The following is an 18,325-nucleotide window of genomic DNA, read 5'->3' on the forward strand; positions in this document are numbered from 1 at the left end:
TATTTGTCAATCTTAAGCAAAAGGTTCAATCAAACCAAAAAGCCTGCCATTAAGGCAGACTGGGATGTGATTGCTTTTATTCGATTAGGCTGTTCCTTGCCAGCGTGAACCACTGTAACTGGGACAGCTTTGCGTGGCTGCCAGGGCACGTACACGGACAATGCTTCCGCTAATGCCGCATGTATGCCCAGCCATTAAATCTTTACATTGTGAGCAGGCCAACAGTCTGGCCTCATACACCTTATCGTTCACACACTCCACTTTGGGTCTCATGTTATTTAGAATCCTGGTAATTTGTTCCTCCGATATCGTGATGTCTCTTTCACAGCCCTTACAGGTGCTTGGCACCGTTACATCTTCCATCGTCAGCTTACCCTCCTATCAACAAGGTCCTAAATCAAGCAGTTGATTCCGTATTACTGTTATTATAGTACTTCCCTTATTCCAGCTACCCTTATTTTCGTTCCTGAGGAAGCTTGGCAGCCGCCTCAGATACAACCATGGCCAAGTCCTCGTTTCCGAACATAGATAGTACCCCCAATACCGTATCGAGCGGAATATCGCCCGCTTCTTCACGCGATACAGTCAGCTTGCGTACTCGTAGCAGACGCTCGTTGCTATCCTGCTGCGGATACGCTACACGATATAATTCCTCCGGCTCCAGCCCATGATTGATGCACCATTGCGCAAACACCAGAATCATCATGTCCTCTTCCTGCTTATAATTTTCGATGATGGCTTCCTCTAGCTGCTTACCACGGTTATCCTCTACCATTTCCATTCATTTCTCCTTCAGCCTGTTTCTTGATGTCTGGATCGTTATGATCGTTGCTTTTCGCTCAGTCAGTTTGGCATTAGTCATTCAGATGACTAATCAGTTCGTCTGCCAACATATGGCTTTCCAGCACCTTTCCAGCACTGATAGCGCACTCCTCCGGACGATGAATATGCTCCAGAAAATGGTTCACGACTCCGCTGAAGCCCCGTCTTTCCAAAATCGTGTCCCAGCTTCCGAAAATTTGCGTTAGTGGCAGCTTGCTTTTTTCCATAAAAACAGCCTGTTCCATATTGGTTACTTCAACAGATCGACCTGCCCCATGCAGCTCCAGTCTCTCTATGTCAGCCCCTGCCTGTCTGTTCATACTATAGCTGCCGAAGGCATTTCCCAAACGTACGGAACCGAACGAAGTGTCCATGTATCCTTCGTTCGTCGTATCCAGTTTACTGTGCAGCAGCTCATAATCATCGCCGCCCAGCCATAATAGCAAATCAAGCATATGAATCAAATCATCATAAACCGTCTGTTCCGCAGGTCTTCGATCATATCCCGTTCGGTGTTTAATAGCCGCACATTGACTGAAACCACCCACTTCCTCCAGCCACGCTTTAGCAGCTGCATATTGCGGAGCAAAGCGTCGGTTAAAGCCTACTGCCAACAGCACGGCTTGTGCCTCTGCAAACGCGGTCATCTCCACACTTTGACGAACATCATAGGACAACGGTTTATCTACATACACCGCAATTCCTTTTTCAATACACGCCATAACCAGATCAAAATGAGCTTCCGTCGCAGCATGTATAAATACAGCTTCCGGCTCCCACGCCAGCAGCTCCTTTACATCTGTTGTCCCTCTCGGTAGCCTGTATTGCTCCATAATAGAATTAACCGGCTCTTGCGAACGGTTCATGACACCTATAATGTCTACACCTTCGTGCGCAGCCAGCAAGGGCAAATATACCTTGCGTGCAATACCTCCCAGCCCTGCAATGGCCACTCTTGTTTTCGTCTGCTTGTTCATACCGTTGTCACCTCTTATTACTCATTTCATCTGTTGTCTAGTTTACATGGAAGTCTGCTGACAAGCAAAGAAAAAGAGACTGCTCCAGTCCAGTTGGACTTAACGGAACAGCCTCGATGCAAGAATGCTTAAGCATGAAGCGCTTGTTGTTTTGTTTTCTCCGATTTTATCTTTTTAACACGCATCCCAATGGCAACAACCAGCACAACAATCAGAGCTTCAAAGCCGTATTTAACGACCCCATTTGCGAACCAATGTGCAATTAACGGCTCGGCCACCACCATTTTGGCAGCGGTGTAAGCCAAAACAGCAGCACCAATTGTAATGACGACCGGGTAACGTTCTGTCAGTTTCAAGATAATCGTACTTCCCCATACCATGATTGGGACGGAGATCGCCAGACCGAGAATAACGAGCAGCATATCTCCATGAGCCGCTCCCGCTACAGCAAGTACATTGTCCAGTCCCATCATCGTATCCGCAATAATAATAGTGCGGATCGCTGCCCACATTTGATTGGTTGCTGAAATTTCGTGCTTCTTTTCTTCAACCAGCAGTTTGTAGGCGATATAGATGAGCGCAAGTCCCCCGATTAATCGCAAGCCATAAATTTGCAGTAAATACGTGACCAATACTGTAGCAATCACACGAATGATGACTGCGCCGATCGTTCCCCAAATAATGACCTTCTTTTGGTTGGCCTTGTCAACATTGCGAGCTGCCAAGCCAATTACGATCGCATTATCACCAGCAAGCACTAGATCAATAATAATAATGGACAATAATGCGGTTAAAAACTCGATTGACAAAAAATCCATACGTTTCTCCCACCTTCTTTATTTATTTGTTATACTTTAAATAGTTCAGCGCTTTATACTAAAAAAGCGCCTCTTCACGGAAAACCGGAAATGGCGCTTGACCCAAATTTAGCATCAAAAAAAGACCATTTACCCGGATTCCGAAAATCCTGGCAAAGGTCTCGCTTACAACATAACGTTGCCAATAAAGCCGGGGATTTACAATCCCGTAATGACGACTTTACTCGTTGAGCTACTCCCCTCTGGGAACTATTCTGTTAGTGGCAGTATAGCACACATTGTTGGGAATGTGAACCCTATTTTTTGGTATGAGCGATAAGCCAAACAGAGATAATGAAAGAGGTATGTAAATGAAAAAATGGCTATTCGCTGCGGCCTATGTTTCGCTGCTCTGCATCGCGTTTATCTACAGATATGATTGGCTTGCTTGGGCAGACAAGCAAACCTCCTTCCCGGCTTTGCTGCTAATTTCATTTTTATTCGCGTTAATTCCTTTCGTGCCTTACAAGCTAATTATCGCTTCCATTGCTTACGCAGTTGGTGCCTGGCAAGGCGCTCTGATCTGCTGGCTTGGCACTACCTTGGCTGCACTGGTCGTTTACGGTGCGGTACGTACCCTGTTGCGTGACAAAGGGCGGGAGTATCTGGAGCGGGTTCCCGCGTTGGAACGCTTGAACCAGGTCATGGAACGGAAGCCTTTTACCGCTGTTCTGCTGGCTCGCCTGATTCCGGTCATCCCGCAGGCGGCTGTAAATGTATACGCCGGAGTAGCGGGATTTCCGTTTTGGAGCTTTCTGCTAGGGACAGCTATTGGCAAGCTGCCCGCAATTGCCGTATACGCTTATGCAGGCAGCGCCATTGCGGAACATCCGATCACCGGCTTGGTCATTTTGCTGTTGTATACTGTGCTGCTGGGCGGCTTTTTTGTACTGTACCGAAAAAGACTTCAACGTGCCAGCAAAACATAACCTTGCGGGTTGGCCTCCAAATCCGTCAGATTGTAAAGTATGGCATTCGAAGACAAGGATCGTTGCCAAACCGATCCGTTCTTTGATAGTTCGTTGGATTTTGCGAAAATGTCATATATAATTTAATTGTAAGCTATTTAAATAACAACTATTTAAACATACTCAGATTGGAGTGACAAATATGAGCACCAACAATCCAAATACAATGGAAAAGGCAACTTTTGCAGGCGGCTGCTTCTGGTGTATGGTTTCCCCTTTCGAGGAGCTGCCCGGCATTTTAAAGGTTAGATCTGGCTATACAGGAGGACATACAGAAAATCCTACCTATGAAGAGGTATGCTCTGAAACCACGGGACATGTTGAAGTAGTACAGATTACATTTGATCCACACGTTTTCGCGTATGAAAAACTGTTGGAGCTCTTCTGGCAGCAAATTGACCCGACAGATGAAGGAGGACAATTCCACGATAGAGGCTCGTCCTACCAAACGGCTATTTTCTATCATAATGAAGAGCAACGAATCAAAGCAGAAGCCTCCAAAGAAGCCCTGGCTCAAAGTGGCCGCTTTAACAAGCCTATTGCTACACCCATCCTGCCTGCGGCAGCTTTTTATGAAGCAGAAGAATATCATCAGGACTACCATAAGAAAAATCCCGCTCATTACAAGCGCTACCGCAAGGGCTCAGGCCGCGAAGATTTTATCGAGCAGAATTGGTCCAACAAGATTGATAAATCTGCTCTTAAAGATCGGCTGACCCCTATTCAATACGAAGTAACACAAAAAAATGCGACCGAACGTCCTTTTCAAAATGAGTTTTGGGATCATGAGGGTGAAGGTATTTACGTGGATATCGTATCAGGAGAACCCTTATTCAGTTCGCTGGACAAATATGATGCAGGCTGCGGTTGGCCCAGCTTTACCCGCCCCTTGCGCAGCTACAGCATTAAAGAAAAAAGCGATCTTAGCCATTTTATGATCCGTACGGAGGTTCGTAGTCGTGAAGCAGATTCCCATTTAGGACATGTATTCGATGATGGGCCTGGTCCTGAGGGTCTCCGCTATTGCATCAATTCTGCCGCACTCCGCTTTGTTTCTCTAGAGGACTTGGAGAGTGAAGGGTATGGAGCCTATAAGTCATTGTTTGAAAAGTAAGTGATCCACATAAGCTACTTTAGCATCTTAGGCTGGCCCAAGGCATCTTTAACAGATGACCTCGGGTCAGCTTTTTTTGATATACAGACATCATGACACCTTAGCCCATAACCCATCCAAGCCAAATGGCTAATGGTACCAGTAACAATTGTGCAAGCAAGGTACCTGCCAAACGCGAGATGATCATCCAGCCGTACATACTGTTCATCCGATTTAAAGACAGTTCGCCACGCAACGTTTTTTCAGACAAAACGGCCAATCGAGGATCAATTAACAGGGTCAATAGTACTGTTGCCACGCCGTTGATTAGACCTGACGACATGGACATTGCCGTACCTTGAGCCGGCCAGAGGAATGATGCGTATAAGGCTGATACCACCCCGGTCGTATAAATTGCGGTAACCGTCATATTCAGAACAATAAGACGCTTGGGTATTACTCCGCTCAACAGTGAGGTAAGCATAGACCAGGTAGGACGTTTTATATAGTAGCCCGCATGCTTCCAGCGATTTCGCAGCATGAAATGACGCAACAAAGCCGGAATAGATCCAGTATGCTCCAAATGTACAATCCATCTGGCTGACATACGTACAACCGTTGGATACACCAATATAGCGAGCACTGTTCCAACCGTTGCTGCCAATAACACCCCGTGCATATGCAGCTCCAGTCTGATATCTGCTCCGCCCATTCGTGCCGCGGCTTTAGCCTGATCGACCATTCCTCCCAGCAAAGGTCCCTGCGCCATATTGGAGGTACGTGAAATCAAGAGCAGCATCCCCGCTACGGTTAACGCCAGTCCGATTCGGCGTGCTCGCAAGCCTCCAAGCCGTAAGGCATAAGACAAGCTATCCGTAGTATGTATGATGATGGTAAGTAGAAAAACAAAACCCCAGGCAAGCAACAGCTCCACTCCTTTTCTGGTATTCTACACACCATTATACGCTTTTTCTCAAAATACATTTTACAATGTCTTCATTTCTTTGATTTTGTTTATTGAAGCCAGCCGCTTCTTACGATTCTAAGGGACTATTTCAGCAATTATTCACGCCCGGAACAGACGTATCCATCTGCTCAGAAGCCTTCCTGACAGTGCTTAGATACAGCGAAAGGGTGGTACGTAAGAAGATTCCTCTCCTGACGTAACACCCTTTCCTTATTGACGAAGGCTGTGGACGACCGGCACTGTTTTTGCAACTACCTTTTTGGCTGGATCAGCCGCAGGCAGTACCCTTTTTACAGGTCGGTGCAGTTGGAACGTTGTCGTCCATGTAATTATTTTTCCAGCGAGCCACACAGCCAGTATTGTAAACATTGTTTCCTTCACAGGTAGATACAATAGTGATAATCCCAATACGATGATGTCACTGACGATAAACACATTGCCAATTTTCCATCCGCGCCACTCACTGATCAGCAGGGACAAAATGTCATCGCCCCCAGTTGCTCCACCGAAGCGCAGTACGATTCCGGCTCCCAAGCCAGTAAGGACTCCACAAAGCAAAGCTGCTATTAGCAAGTTGCCGTGCAGATCTATAACCAGCGTCGAATATTTCTCGAATCCTGCATAAAACAGGGAAAAGCCGACCGCTCCAATCAGTGCCAGCAGCATGAATCTTCTGCCCTTCAACACCCATGCCAGCATAATGACGGGGATATCCAGCAATAGCATACTCCACGCCGGGGATATGCCAAAGGCGTAATGTCCCAGCAGGGCCAAGCCTGCAAACCCGCCTTCTGACAAATGATTTTGAGCATTAATGTGATAGTACGTAAAAGCTAAAATGCATGTTCCGAGCAGCATGACAACAATCTGCCTTAGTGCTCCATTGTTCACGATAGATTCGTAAGTTTTCCTCATACAGGCTCCCTCGGTTTCTCGTAAGTTTAATGTGGATGAGCCCACTCTTACGGAAGCAACCGGGTAAAATGTGCCTTGAGGACTTGGTCCTTCGCATGTACAATCCCCTCTTCCGCAGAGTTGGCTTTCGCAACTTGACGCTACTCCGCGGAAAAGCTAAGTATAAGACAGATCAAATCGTTTCCAAATCGTCCTTTGGGGAAGTATCCTTCGGGGACACATGGTATCCTGATCCTTTCTTTTGTGGAATAAACTCCGACATTTCTGTGGTACATGTAATTCTATTAATCATTATACCACACCTTACCACCTGCTAAACAGCTTGCTTTTTATGGCTGCACCATATTTTTCATTGTATGTGCGAGCATGATTTATTGTATGTGCGAATTACCGCATTATTACCGAAAGTTTGGCGAATGCATATATAATATATACTTCCGGGTGTTTTTAGCCGTTTACAGCGGTATTATCCAGCTAATTTGACTGTTCTACGCTGGTTGGCCATAAATACACCTCCCAGGATAAGGACTAGCCCGGTCAGAACATTCCACCCGATATGCTCATTCAGCAGCAAAAATCCCCATACAATAGCGCTCACTGGTACAAAATAAGTGACCGAAGAAGCAAATTCCGCACTTCCTCGCAAAATCATATAGTTGAACAAAATATATGCTACTCCTGATCCCAGAACTCCTAGTCCTACGAGGGAACCAAACACACTGGGAACAAAAACAATCGACAGATCAGGTCTCTCTACAATTGTCATCATGATGCCACCCCCAACTGCCGCACCAAACAGTGTCGCAAAGGTAGCCTGGTACATAGACAGATTGGAGAGAAAGCGCTTGGAAAGCTGCGTTCCAAATCCATAGCAGAGAGTCGCAAGCAGCATACAGCCAAAACCTACAGGATCAACAGAAATAATGGATGCAGGATTAATACCCAGCAAAATAATAATCCCCACAAAGGCGAGACACATTCCTAACCACTGCAGCCGACGAAATATAGCTCCGAAAAAGACAAGCCCCACCAGCATCGTCCAAATAGGCGTTGTAGCATTCAATACCGAAGCCATGCTGCTTGCTATTCTGGTCTCACTAAAGCCGATCAAAGTCCATGGTAAAACCATATTGACCAAGGCTACCAGAATAACGGATTTCCACGGAATGCGTTTAATTTTAAATGGCAAGCGCATAAACAGCATCAACAAGACAATAAAAATAAGTCCAAAGCTGGAACGGAGAAATACAATGGTCCATGGTCCTACTTGATGCAGCAGCAACACCTTAATAAACAGAAACGAACCACCCCAAATAAGACTCAGTAGTAATAACGCCGCATACAACGAACGTGACAATATGTATACCTTCTTTCTCTACCTTCTTATGTTAAATAAGAGTGACTCACCACAATCAGTAGCGCTCTCTCTTTCTGTGTAAGGTATTTTTAACCATTAGCTTAACATAAACCCTGTTTCACTGTCATCGTCGATCTGCTTTCCTGCTGCTTTTCCAATAATTGATGATTGCTTAGGCAACGGGAAAATTCCTATGATGAGGAGGTATAAAGAGAACATTTGTTCTCTATACTTATTATTGTATTCTTACTCCGAGTAAAGGAGATTTTTATGACAAACAAAAAGCTGCTGAACAACAAGAGTAAAGCCCCTCAGCCTTCCGAAAAAGATGCGGCGTTGATCAAGATTTGTGTACTTTTGACCTTGGTGTTGGATGTATTGGAGCGAGACATTCGTATTCTGAGTACCTCTCCTTTAAAAATGCCCGATCTGTACGTTCGTAGCCTGACTGAAGTACAGCAGCGCGTTGCTGTTCAATTAGCAGAAACAAAGGCCCAAATGAAAAGACAGGGGATCAAAATATATAGTGAAATCCGAAATTATGAAGGTGTAGAGGTTCTGTATATGTGCCGCGGTTATCAAAAGCGGTTTTTCATGCTCTCGTCCTTTGCCCGCAGTGAGGTCAGACGGGAACTGGGACATTATCTGGGAGTTGATCTGACACAAGATGATGTCCTCTTGTAATCTCGTCTCAGTTCCTCGTGCAATAGATACGAGACGTGGATAAGTCATCGGATATGGTGCTCCCACCCGGTTTTATTCAAGAGTTTACGGAGGACAATCCTTTTTCCCTGTTTCCTCAGCAGCTCAGCACGGAACGGCCGGATCGGGTAACTGCTAATTTAATGGAAGGTCGGATAGCGATTTTGGCTGAAGGTAGCCCTACCGCTTTAATTGTTCCTGTTTCCTTTTTTGCATTTTACCAAAGCATGGCCGTTGGATTATTAGTTCATTTCTAAGAATGATTCGAATGGTGAGTTTTCTGATCGCTTTTACGTTGCCTGCCGTTTACATAGCAACGATAACTTTTCATTCAGCTATTTTGCCGTTAGAACTGGCGCACACCATCAAAAAATCATTGGAAAACGTTCCTTTTCCGGCTATTATCGAGGCCATGTTGCTTGAATTGATCTTTGCGGTGCTGCGAGAAGCGGGGATTCGTCTACCCAGTCGAGTCGGTCAAACTATTGGTATCGTTGGTGGCTTGGTCATCAGGGATGCTATCGTTCGCGCAGGTCTCGTGTCATATACGATGATTATCGTCGTCTCGTTAACAGCCATTTCTTCTTTTTTGGTACCCTCTCATGAAATGAGCTCAGCTGTCCGTATTCTCCGTTTTCCGATGATGATTGGTGCGGCCTTGTTCGGATATATCGGCATTGCTTTTGGCCTGCTTATTCTTACTATTCACCTTTGCAAGCTGGAGACGTTTGGTACACCCTACTTCGCTCCTTTGGCACCTTTCCGGCTTGGCGATATGAAGGATGTCATTATCCGCTTTCCCATATGGACACTCCATCAGCGGTCATATGGCTCCCAAGCCCAAAAATTGAAGCAACAGAACGACTCTAGGAGCTGGAAACGACGTGAATAAAGAAAGTACGATTACACGGGATCAACTGTTTTTTTTGATCATCAAGTTTGAGATTGGCGTAGACATTTTATCGCTTCCCTATCAAATGCACCTTTCATCCAAAGGAGGGGCTTGATATCTGTCCTTATTGGCGGTTTTCTGATCCAACTCATCATCTTGATATGCTGGCTCCTGCTAAGGCGTTTTCCCTCCTCCTCTATATATCAAATATTAACTCAGCTTACTGGCTCTTGGATTGGAAAAATACTAGCGGCGGCTTACATTGCCTACTATCTGCTTATGGGCACCTCTGTGCTTGTGAACGCTTATGACGTTATTAACCGCTGAATGCTACAGTTAACTCCCCGTTGGGCTATACTGGCACTATTTTCAGCAGCATCTACCTGGTTCGGGAAAATTTGAGGACAATTACACGGGTGCTTGTTTTAATCTCATTTCTGATCTTGCCAATGATGCTATTGATCAGCTGTGGCATAAAGCAGTCCAACCCACTTTATCTGTTGCCACTAACTGAGGCGGGATGGCCCCGTATTATTGTCGGTTCAAAAGAAACACTGATGGCGATGTTTGGTTTTGAGTTTATTCTCGTCGTCTTCCCTATGGCAGAGGGTAAAAGTATAGGCAAGCTCAAGTTAATTTTGGCAGCCAATGCAGTCGTCGTCTTGTTATATTGTTTTACCGTGTTCACCTGTGCAACCGCATTTAGCCCGCAGCAGCTTGATTTAATGCCGGAGCCGGTCATTTATTTACTCAGGTCAATTCCGCTGGGAACGATGGATCGGGTCGATTTTATTTTCCTCCCGATTTGGCTCATTTCGATCTTTAGCGCTATAAGCGGCTATTATTATGCGGCGTCTTACGGAATAAGCTACCTGCTCAAGCAAAAAAGTCACAAAAAAGAGGTTCCCTTTGTTGTGCTCGCCTCATGTATTATTGCCTATTGGCCTCAGCGAAGAGAAGATTTCGAGCTCATTGGTTTCATAGCGAATAATTCCGCTTATTTTTTCCTGATTGTGTTCCCTTTTCTACTGTTGATCCTATCTTATATTTTCAAAAAAAGGAGGAACCCAAAACATGAAAAAAAAGAGCAGAGCGCTTGGAATGCTGGCTCTACTCATTATTACAACGGGCTTCTGGGATCAGGACAGCTTGCATGATGCCAGATTGGCAAATGCATCGGCCTATGATCTCACTCCTGAAGGCATACTGCAGCAAACGCTAGAAATTGTAGATGACTCTCAAAGCAATCAAGGTAAAAGCAGCAATGAAATTCATTCAGGCACCGGAAATTCCGTTCGGCAGAGCACAGACAAAATGAGGGCCAAAGTAACCGGGGATATCCGATTTTTCAAATATGGAATTGTTTTATATGGTGAAAGCGTGGCTCGAAAGGATTTATACCCCTATCTTGATGTGCTATTCTGGGAGCCTGACCATCCAACTTCCCATGTCAAGATAGCTGTTGTAGATGGGCTAGCTGGAGATATCATGAACCAAAAAAGCATAGGTAGCCTTTTGATTGGTGAATTTATAACTAAAAAATCAGAAGCCTTGAGAACATGTGTGTTTTCCCTGAAATGACGTTGGAGGCACTGCTCCCCCCGATGCTTGATCCGGGTCAGGATTTCGCACTTCCCTATCTTTCCAAAGAAGGAGAAGATATTATAGCGCGTGGAATTGCCTTATTTCACGGACAAAAGTTCACTGGAAACCTAAGAGCCGAGCAAGGACCTTTATTCGTCCTGATGACGGAAAGTGGAAAATTACTCAGAACATCAAACGGCACCTTGCAGTGAAGATTCAGCGAGATGGTCAAATTGATGTGAATCTTAACTTGAAACTGCCTGTCAATGTTGTTGAATATGCACGAGACAATCTCCAAGATAAAGCTAATGTACAGCGTCTGAATGATCAGCTTTCCGAGATCATGACCCAGGATGCGGAAGAAATTATTCGTACACTTCAAGAAAGCGGATGTGATGCCTTTGGCATAGGCAGACAGTTGATTGCCCGCTATCCAGCCATATGGAAAAGTGTAAATTGGAATAAAGAGTACCCTGATGTCCGTTTTCATACGCAAGTCACTGTCGACATTGTCGGAAACGGCATTTTAAACTAATTCATCCACATGATTAGTTATGGGATTGATCAGACGTCGTTTCAGGATAAACAACCTCGTCAGGCTTTGTTTTTGGAGTTTCAGTTTTTGGAGCTTCATCCTGGATCTCTGTTTCAGAATGAGTCTCCTGCTCATTTTCAACAGCAGGCTGCGAAATATCTACGGATGGCAAATCATTATTCTCATCAGGTATACCTATCTCTGTGTCTGTGTCAGGAACAGAAGGAGTTATCTCCTCTGATGGAGTTTTCCCTTCGTCTGTTGCAGGTGCTTCTTTCTCTGGGATCTCTGTTTCCTTTATATCTGGTTTGGTCGACACCGATGGTTTAGAAGAACGCTGAAGCTGTTCTCTCCCGATCTCGGTCGGCACATATTTTTGATTAAACCAGTCGGTCACAAGCTGACCAGATTGACGGGAATAACGCCCCGGAAGTTTACCTGTAACGCTGGAGACCGTAACTCTCACAACACCTTCCGGCTGTATAAAATGCTTATTCTTGAAAAGCTTGGGTTGGTCCTTGATCGCCTCATTCATGATTAGTGCCCACACCGACTGTGCCCTGGAATGACCCTCTTGTGAGAGTGTATTCACCTGTTGGCGGTAACCAGCCCAGACGCCAAGAGTAACGTCAGGGGTGTAGCCCATGAACCACACATCACCAAAGTTTTGTGTGGTACCGGTTTTACCGGCAATATCTATGGTGCCGTAGCTTTTAAAAGCTTTTTGCAGACGTTTTCCAGTTCCTCTCGGGTCTGATATAACGGTTCTGAGCATATCCGTCATCAAAAATGCGGTTTGCTGCGAATATACCCGCTTCGACTGCGGTTTATATTCATATACGATCTTGCCATTGGCATCCGTAATTTTGCTGATCAGATGAGGTGCATTGTATACACCCATATTGGGAATCGTTCCATAGGCTGCAGTCAGTTCCTCAACGGATACGCCTTTACTAAGTCCACCCAGTACACCTGTCTGAGCATATTCATCCTGCGGCTGTATTGTCGTAATACCAAGAGAACGAACAAAGTTCCAAGCGTTATGAATTTTAACTTCATATAAGAACAGTCTCAGGGCAGGAATGTTGATGGACCGATTGAGCGCTTCACGGGCTGTCATAAGCCCTTCGTATCTTCTATTATAATTTTTAGGAATATGATAGCCTTTACGTCCGTCTTTCAATATAATTTGCGAATCATCAATAAGACCAGCAGGCTGAGTATAGCCCTTTTCCAAAGCAGGCAAATAGGCAGCAATAGGCTTCATGGCAGAACCGGGCTGACGTGTCATTTGAGTTGCATAGTTCATTTGCTCTATATTAAAATCCCTACCCTCGATCATCCCGAGTATAGCACCTGTCCTATGATCAATCATGATTGCTGCAATCTGCTCTAGTCCCTTCTTCTTACTGTATGGAGAAAAGTTCTGTGGATTGGCTGCAATCTGCCGCATATTGCTATAAATTTTCTTATTTATCGTTGTATAAATTCGATACCCGGACCGTTGCAGCTCTTCTCGCGTATTTTGAAGAAGTTCAGCATGCTCAGGCTTGGAAATCTCGGCTGCCGTGAGATTCGGATTTTGCTGGAGTGCTAACAACTGAGCCGCCTCCCGCTCTGTTTCCAGCATCAAATAAGGGAATGTATTATAGCTTTTTTCACGATGTGGTGCAAGAGTCGCTTTCACATCAAATTGGAGCGCTTCATTATATTCGGACAGCGTGAGTTTACCTGTTGCCAGCATTCTTGCCAGCACAACACGTTGGCGCTCCATTGCTTTGTCGAAGCCTTTTTCATCGAACTTCCCTTTTCCATCAAAAGCAGAATAAACAGACGGCAATTGCGGCAGGCCGGCCAAATAAGCTGCTTGAGCAATATGAAGCTTATGTAGATCACTTACATTAAAAATTCCTAATGAAGCGGACTTGATTCCATACAAATTATAGCCTGCTGAGCCGTTGCCAAAAGGCATTTTGTTTAAGTAGGCCGTTAATATTTTATCCTTACTCATGAAACGCTCCATACGCAGTGCAAGCAGCATTTCCTTCACTTTACGACTGTCCGTCTTATCAAGGCTGAGGAAAACACGCCGTGCTACCTGCTGTGTGAGTGTGCTACCGCCTGTTTGGCGGTTCTCGTGTAGAAGCTTCTGTTTAACAGCCCGAGCCGTTCCCTTTAAATCAACGCCGTGATGCTCATAAAACTGACTGTCTTCCGTTGAAATGAGGGCATCTATAATAGACTGAGGAACATCCTTCAGATCAACGAGCTGCCGATCCTCCTCCATGCGCATTCGTCCCACCGGAGTGACCTGATCATTAAAATATACAAAACTGGTCAGAGCGTTCTCATTCACCTTCTCATATATCAACTGACGTGATCGTACAGGTTCATCATGAACCAGCGCTGCCACATAGCCCGATATAAGTCCTCCGGCAAACAGCACTCCCAACAAGCCAGCAAGCGAGAACCACTTGATATTAATCAGCAAAACTTTGCCGAAAATACGCCACCTACTGCGTTTTTGAGATGATGGTCGACGTTTTGGGTTCATAAAAATGGTTTTCTCCCCTCAATATTCATTTCCGCTTATTTTCGTTCAAAATAATATGATATGCCATGTTAGGTTTCACGTAAACTATAACGTTCCAAAAAATACATTTGTATTAGGAACACCTGTTCCGTATATAATACTACTATATGAGTTTACATTCAAGAATATTTTGGATAAATAAAGGGTCCACATCTGGAGGGAGGTTGTAATTATTGAAAGAGCGTAGCAAAAGAACTATATTTTTAGCGGACTGTCAAAGTTTTTATACGAGTATTGAAAAGGCGGATGATCCTAAATATCAAAACAAACCGCTCGTTGTTGCAGGTGATCCCTCACGTCCCTCAGGTATTATTTTAGCTGCGTGTCCGCTGGCCAAAAAATACGGTATATCTACTGCAGAACGTCTGGGAGAAGCGGTGAGAAAATGTCCTGACCTTATTATTGTACGCCCGCGTATGCAGCATTATATCGACGTTTCATTAAAAATAACAGAAATCTATAATGAATATACGGATTTAGTTGAGGTTTTCAGTATTGATGAACAGTTTCTGGATATGAGCGGAAGTCTCTCCCTGTTCGGAGATCCGATGAGTATTGCTAATGAAATTCAGCAAAAAGTATTGGCACAAACAGGGGTATGGATTCGCATCGGCATCAGCTCCAATAAAATGCTAGCCAAAACCGCAACAGATATATGGGCTAAAAAGAATGACAGCGGCATTTTCTTGCTGCCTGCATCCGATATTGCAACACTGCTGTGGCCACAGCCGGTGCGTCATATGTTCGGTATCGGCTCGCGTATGGAACGGCATTTGGCGAAGCTTGGGCTGCACACTATTGGAGACATCGCACAAACTCCCTTACCCCGGCTTCAAAGCAAGTTCCTGTCTCATTTCGGCAAGCAGTCCAATATTCAGGCAGAAGTGCTTTGGCGAACCGCTAATGGAATCGATCACAGCCCCGTTAAGCCGGAAACATTTGATACCCCTCCAAAATCCATCGGTCACATGATGACCCTCCCCCGGGATTATATTCAGGCTGCCGAGGTGGAAACCATCCTGCTTGAGCTGACAGAGGAGGTATGCCGAGACTCGCGTCGTAAAGGATATATGGGCTCAGTTGTGACCGTTCACTGTATGTGCAGTCCGTACGACGCACCAACCGGATTCTCACGGCAGATGAAGCTACCCGATCCTACAAACCATACGCAAAAGGTGTACGAAACCGTAAAAAAAATCTTCTATACCCTTTGGAACCGTATGCCCGTGAAGCGCGCAGGCGTCACTTTAAGTGGCTTGGTGGATGATCAACTGTATCAGTTGGACTTTTTTGAAGACCAGGAGCGTTTGCGGGCTTTGGAAAAGGTAACCGATACTTTAAAGGATCGATACGGGCAGGCCATCATTATGCGCGCATCGTCGTTAACAAATGCCGGGCAGGCCATCGAGCGGTCTATTAAAATTGGCGGTCATTACAAATAAACAATTTCACGATAATACAGGCTATTGCCCGGGGAATGAAACAAGGACAAAGGACGCACCACAAATAGAGAAACCCGGTAAAAAAGGATCGCCTGACATCAGGCAATCCTTTTTGCATTTGTGCTTCATACAGAGCATGTGGAATGCTTAGAGTAGCCCTACCAATATGCAATCAACGGAACATTCCCCACAGCTTAATCAAATGAAATGTGTTAGACGGATCAATCTTTTGTGCCAGCACAAAGGCTGTCAATTGCTCCTCCTGCGCAGCCGTCAGCCGTTCGTTCAAAATTGCAGAAGTGGACTTCACAAGATGGCGTACCTTGGCCTTGTTTTGCAGATCCGCTTTGGTCACACCTTCGATCTGCTGCTTAACCCGGTCCTTGAGCACACGGTTTTTCATTTTAAGCTTAATTCTCTCCACCAATTGCGGGCTGATTCCATATTGCTGATAGCTCAATGTTGCCACACCTCCCATATCTTCGATCATTCCCAAATATATGACGGCTGGCCTGTCCATTGTGCCTATCTAAATTAAAGGGATTAAAACAACCTCATGATTCTTGCTGAATCAGTCGATGAGATCGCCTTGGAAAATCTGCTCTTTTTGCAAATAACCACGCAGTGCTTCATACTGTGGAGATGTCCAAAAGGACGAATCCTTGATCAGATCCGTTGCATCCTCACGCGCCTTTTCCAGCACCTCAAAATCCGCTACCATATCTGCTAAGCGAAATTCGGGTAGTCCACTCTGCTTGGTGCCAAAAAAGTCACCCGGCCCTCTCAAATCCAGATCGCGTCTGGCGACCTCAAAACCATCGTCCGTATCGGTCATCACCTTCATCCGCTCCTGACCAACCTCCGACTTGGGATCAGCAACCAATATACAATACGAGGCATGGGAGCCTCGTCCAACGCGCCCACGCAGCTGATGCAGCTGGGACAGTCCGAAGCGATCCGCATCCATAATGATCATGAGCGTCGCATTCGGCACGTCTACCCCTACCTCCACAACCGTTGTTGAAATGAGCAGCTGAATCTCATTCGCATAAAAAGAACGCATAACCTCTTCTTTTTCCGCAGGAGTCATTCGTCCATGCAGCAACCCGACGCGGTAATTCGGAAAAGCCTGCTGCATTTGAATATGTAAATCAATGGCGTTCTGCACATCCAGCTTATCCGACTCCTCAATTAACGGACAAATCAAATAAGCCTGCCGTCCCTGATCTACCTCGCGGGAAATAAAGCCGAGTACCCGATCCATCAGATCATGCTTTACCCAATACGTAGAAATTGGAATACGTCCCTTTGGACGCTCTGATATCGTAGAAACGTCCATATCACCAAAAGCAGTAATCGCCAGCGTACGCGGGATCGGGGTTGCCGTCATGGTCAGCACATCGGGATTATATCCCTTGCGACGCAATATACTGCGCTGGTTCACACCAAATCTATGCTGCTCATCCGTTACGACAAGCCCTAGCTGGCGGAAATACACATCCTCCTGAATAAGGGCATGGGTGCCTACCACAATGTCCAGTAATCCCATCTGTAGGGAAGCAAGCAGCTCCTTACGTTTCTTCCCAGTTGTACTTCCTGTCAGTAGCCCAACACTAATTCCAAAGGGCTCAAACAGCTTGTGAAGCGACCGCATATGCTGCTCGGCCAAAATTTCGGTTGGCACCATCAGTGCCCCCTGAAAGCCGGAACGCACAGTAGCAAATAAACCTATGGCAGCAACAACCGTTTTCCCCGACCCGACATCTCCTTGAAGCAGACGGTTCATACAATAGGGCGAGCGCAAATCGTGCAGTATTTCCAGCTCGACCTTCTTCTGTGCATCCGTTAATTCAAAAGGCAAAGACCTCACAAATTCACGAACTGTAGCATTATCCACCGTATGCACAACCCCATCTGCTCGACCACGATTCAACGCCCGGTATGCCTGCATTTTCAGCTGAAATAAAAAAAGCTCCTCATACACCATCCGGCGGCGAGCCTCTTGCCCCTCGCGGTTGTCCTCAGGCTGGTGTATTCCTGTAATAGCCTTTTTACGAGGCATCATGCTGTATTTACGCACAAGCAACTCCGGCAAAATTTCAGGAATCATTTCACCGAACTGCTGGAGCGTCTGATTCATGGTTTTCCGCATCCAGCTTTGCGTAATCTTGCCGCCTATAGAGTACACAGGCTGAAGTGTCCCCGAACGGGCCACTCCTTTATCGGGAAATTCGGAATCCGAAACGGTCATTTGCATTCGCTTCAGGTCCCATTTGCCAGTTACTACAATTTCACGGCCTGATGTTAGCTGATCCTTCAAAAAATGCCGATTAAACCACGTTGCAGTAAACATCCAATCCTCGGCCATCAATTTACAAGTCAACCTTGATTTGCGGCCGTATCGTTGAAGCACCGGAATGCCCATAATTTTGGCCTGTACCGTAATCTTATCTCCGTCCTTCACTTCGCTGAGTGAGCGCAGGCGATAATCTTCATACCTAAACGGATAATATTCCAGCATATCCTGCACGTTAGAAATGCCAAAAGCGTGAAGCTCTCCTTCTTTGAGAGCACTCACGCCATGTATTTGTTTCAATGGTATTCGATCCAGTTGCAACATA

The 18,325-nt window shown here is 45.6% G+C and carries 20 protein-coding genes and 1 pseudogene; 11 read left to right on the forward strand and 10 right to left on the reverse strand.

Features of this window, described 5'->3' with window-relative positions:
- Positions 1-84 precede the first annotated feature (84 nt).
- The 4 genes from GCU48_RS00545 to GCU48_RS00560 all read right to left on the reverse strand — a co-directional run bounded on the left by GCU48_RS00545 (position 85) and on the right by GCU48_RS00560 (position 2,617).
- Positions 85-363 carry a DUF6171 family protein gene (locus GCU48_RS00545; RefSeq protein ID WP_152378700.1) on the reverse strand — a complete coding sequence of 93 codons (279 nt, stop codon included), beginning with the start codon at positions 361-363 and terminating at the stop codon, positions 85-87.
- Positions 364-454: 91 nt separating this feature from the next.
- Complete coding sequence (locus GCU48_RS00550; protein ID WP_152382062.1) at positions 455-775, reverse strand: hypothetical protein; 321 nt, start codon at positions 773-775, stop codon at positions 455-457.
- Between the two features lie 79 nt (positions 776-854).
- Positions 855-1,799: a Gfo/Idh/MocA family protein gene (locus tag GCU48_RS00555; RefSeq protein ID WP_152378701.1), complete on the reverse strand. Its 945-nt coding sequence runs from the start codon at positions 1,797-1,799 to the stop codon at positions 855-857.
- 128 nt (positions 1,800-1,927) lie between these two features.
- Positions 1,928-2,617, reverse strand: a complete 690-nt coding sequence (locus GCU48_RS00560) for a TerC family protein (RefSeq protein WP_025720370.1) — start codon at positions 2,615-2,617, stop codon at positions 1,928-1,930.
- A gap of 350 nt (positions 2,618-2,967) precedes the next feature.
- Here GCU48_RS00560 and GCU48_RS00565 point away from each other — a divergent pair, with 350 nt between their 5' ends.
- Positions 2,968-3,585, forward strand: a complete 618-nt coding sequence (locus tag GCU48_RS00565; RefSeq protein ID WP_152378702.1) for a TVP38/TMEM64 family protein — start codon at positions 2,968-2,970, stop codon at positions 3,583-3,585.
- A gap of 181 nt (positions 3,586-3,766) precedes the next feature.
- Complete coding sequence (msrA, locus tag GCU48_RS00570) at positions 3,767-4,738, forward strand: peptide-methionine (S)-S-oxide reductase MsrA (RefSeq protein WP_152378703.1); 972 nt, start codon at positions 3,767-3,769, stop codon at positions 4,736-4,738.
- Positions 4,739-4,838: 100 nt separating this feature from the next.
- On the opposite strand, the gene GCU48_RS00575 is transcribed toward msrA, so the two are convergent.
- The 3 genes from GCU48_RS00575 to GCU48_RS00585 all read right to left on the reverse strand — a co-directional run bounded on the left by GCU48_RS00575 (position 4,839) and on the right by GCU48_RS00585 (position 7,956).
- Positions 4,839-5,642 (reverse strand): lipid II flippase Amj family protein, encoded by an 804-nt coding sequence (locus GCU48_RS00575; RefSeq protein WP_152378704.1) that lies wholly within the window; start codon positions 5,640-5,642, stop codon positions 4,839-4,841.
- Between the two features lie 252 nt (positions 5,643-5,894).
- Positions 5,895-6,599 (reverse strand): YitT family protein, encoded by a 705-nt coding sequence (locus GCU48_RS00580; protein ID WP_152378705.1) that lies wholly within the window; start codon positions 6,597-6,599, stop codon positions 5,895-5,897.
- Positions 6,600-7,065: 466 nt separating this feature from the next.
- Positions 7,066-7,956: a DMT family transporter gene (locus GCU48_RS00585; protein ID WP_025720377.1), complete on the reverse strand. Its 891-nt coding sequence runs from the start codon at positions 7,954-7,956 to the stop codon at positions 7,066-7,068.
- A 270-nt stretch (positions 7,957-8,226) separates the two neighbouring features.
- Between GCU48_RS00585 and GCU48_RS00590 the strand changes: the two genes are divergently transcribed.
- The 8 genes and pseudogenes from GCU48_RS00590 to GCU48_RS27475 all read left to right on the forward strand — a co-directional run bounded on the left by GCU48_RS00590 (position 8,227) and on the right by GCU48_RS27475 (position 11,669).
- Positions 8,227-8,640, forward strand: a complete 414-nt coding sequence (locus tag GCU48_RS00590) for a YhjD family protein (protein ID WP_152378706.1) — start codon at positions 8,227-8,229, stop codon at positions 8,638-8,640.
- Between the two features lie 47 nt (positions 8,641-8,687).
- Positions 8,688-9,550: pseudogene (locus tag GCU48_RS00595) on the forward strand (spore germination protein); the annotation flags it as partial.
- Positions 9,543-9,665 carry a hypothetical protein gene (locus tag GCU48_RS28565; protein WP_280116416.1) on the forward strand — a complete coding sequence of 41 codons (123 nt, stop codon included), beginning with the start codon at positions 9,543-9,545 and terminating at the stop codon, positions 9,663-9,665. The pseudogene GCU48_RS00595 and the gene GCU48_RS28565, both read left to right, overlap by 8 nt.
- Before the next feature lie 41 nt (positions 9,666-9,706).
- A complete protein-coding gene (locus GCU48_RS28570; RefSeq protein WP_280116427.1) occupies positions 9,707-9,877 on the forward strand; it encodes a GerAB/ArcD/ProY family transporter in 171 nt (56 codons plus the stop codon).
- Between the two features lie 89 nt (positions 9,878-9,966).
- The gene (locus GCU48_RS00600) at positions 9,967-10,707 is read left to right on the forward strand and encodes a GerAB/ArcD/ProY family transporter (RefSeq protein WP_280116417.1); all 741 of its coding nucleotides are present in this window, start codon (positions 9,967-9,969) and stop codon (positions 10,705-10,707) included.
- Complete coding sequence (locus GCU48_RS27465) at positions 10,625-11,131, forward strand: Ger(x)C family spore germination protein (RefSeq protein WP_244315977.1); 507 nt, start codon at positions 10,625-10,627, stop codon at positions 11,129-11,131. The genes GCU48_RS00600 and GCU48_RS27465 overlap by 83 nt, the downstream gene beginning before the upstream one ends.
- A 23-nt stretch (positions 11,132-11,154) precedes the next feature.
- The gene (locus GCU48_RS27470) at positions 11,155-11,346 is read left to right on the forward strand and encodes a hypothetical protein (RefSeq protein ID WP_244315978.1); all 192 of its coding nucleotides are present in this window, start codon (positions 11,155-11,157) and stop codon (positions 11,344-11,346) included.
- 26 nt (positions 11,347-11,372) lie between these two features.
- Positions 11,373-11,669 carry a Ger(x)C family spore germination C-terminal domain-containing protein gene (locus GCU48_RS27475; RefSeq protein ID WP_244315980.1) on the forward strand — a complete coding sequence of 99 codons (297 nt, stop codon included), beginning with the start codon at positions 11,373-11,375 and terminating at the stop codon, positions 11,667-11,669.
- A gap of 13 nt (positions 11,670-11,682) precedes the next feature.
- Here the strand turns inward: GCU48_RS27475 and GCU48_RS00610 are convergent, their stop codons facing one another.
- Positions 11,683-14,223: a transglycosylase domain-containing protein gene (locus GCU48_RS00610; protein ID WP_152378707.1), complete on the reverse strand. Its 2,541-nt coding sequence runs from the start codon at positions 14,221-14,223 to the stop codon at positions 11,683-11,685.
- A 212-nt stretch (positions 14,224-14,435) separates the two neighbouring features.
- Here GCU48_RS00610 and GCU48_RS00615 point away from each other — a divergent pair, with 212 nt between their 5' ends.
- The gene (locus GCU48_RS00615) at positions 14,436-15,704 is read left to right on the forward strand and encodes a DNA polymerase IV (protein WP_152378708.1); all 1,269 of its coding nucleotides are present in this window, start codon (positions 14,436-14,438) and stop codon (positions 15,702-15,704) included.
- 172 nt (positions 15,705-15,876) lie between these two features.
- On the opposite strand, the gene GCU48_RS00620 is transcribed toward GCU48_RS00615, so the two are convergent.
- Positions 15,877-16,164: a stage VI sporulation protein F gene (locus tag GCU48_RS00620; protein ID WP_025720107.1), complete on the reverse strand. Its 288-nt coding sequence runs from the start codon at positions 16,162-16,164 to the stop codon at positions 15,877-15,879.
- Between the two features lie 111 nt (positions 16,165-16,275).
- On the reverse strand, positions 16,276-18,324 hold the full coding sequence (gene recG / locus GCU48_RS00625) for an ATP-dependent DNA helicase RecG (protein ID WP_152378709.1): 2,049 nt from the start codon (positions 18,322-18,324) through the stop codon (positions 16,276-16,278).
- Position 18,325: the final 1 nt, after the last annotated feature.

This window comes from Paenibacillus brasilensis (genome assembly GCF_009363115.1).
GTDB classification, from domain to species: domain Bacteria; phylum Bacillota; class Bacilli; order Paenibacillales; family Paenibacillaceae; genus Paenibacillus; species Paenibacillus brasilensis.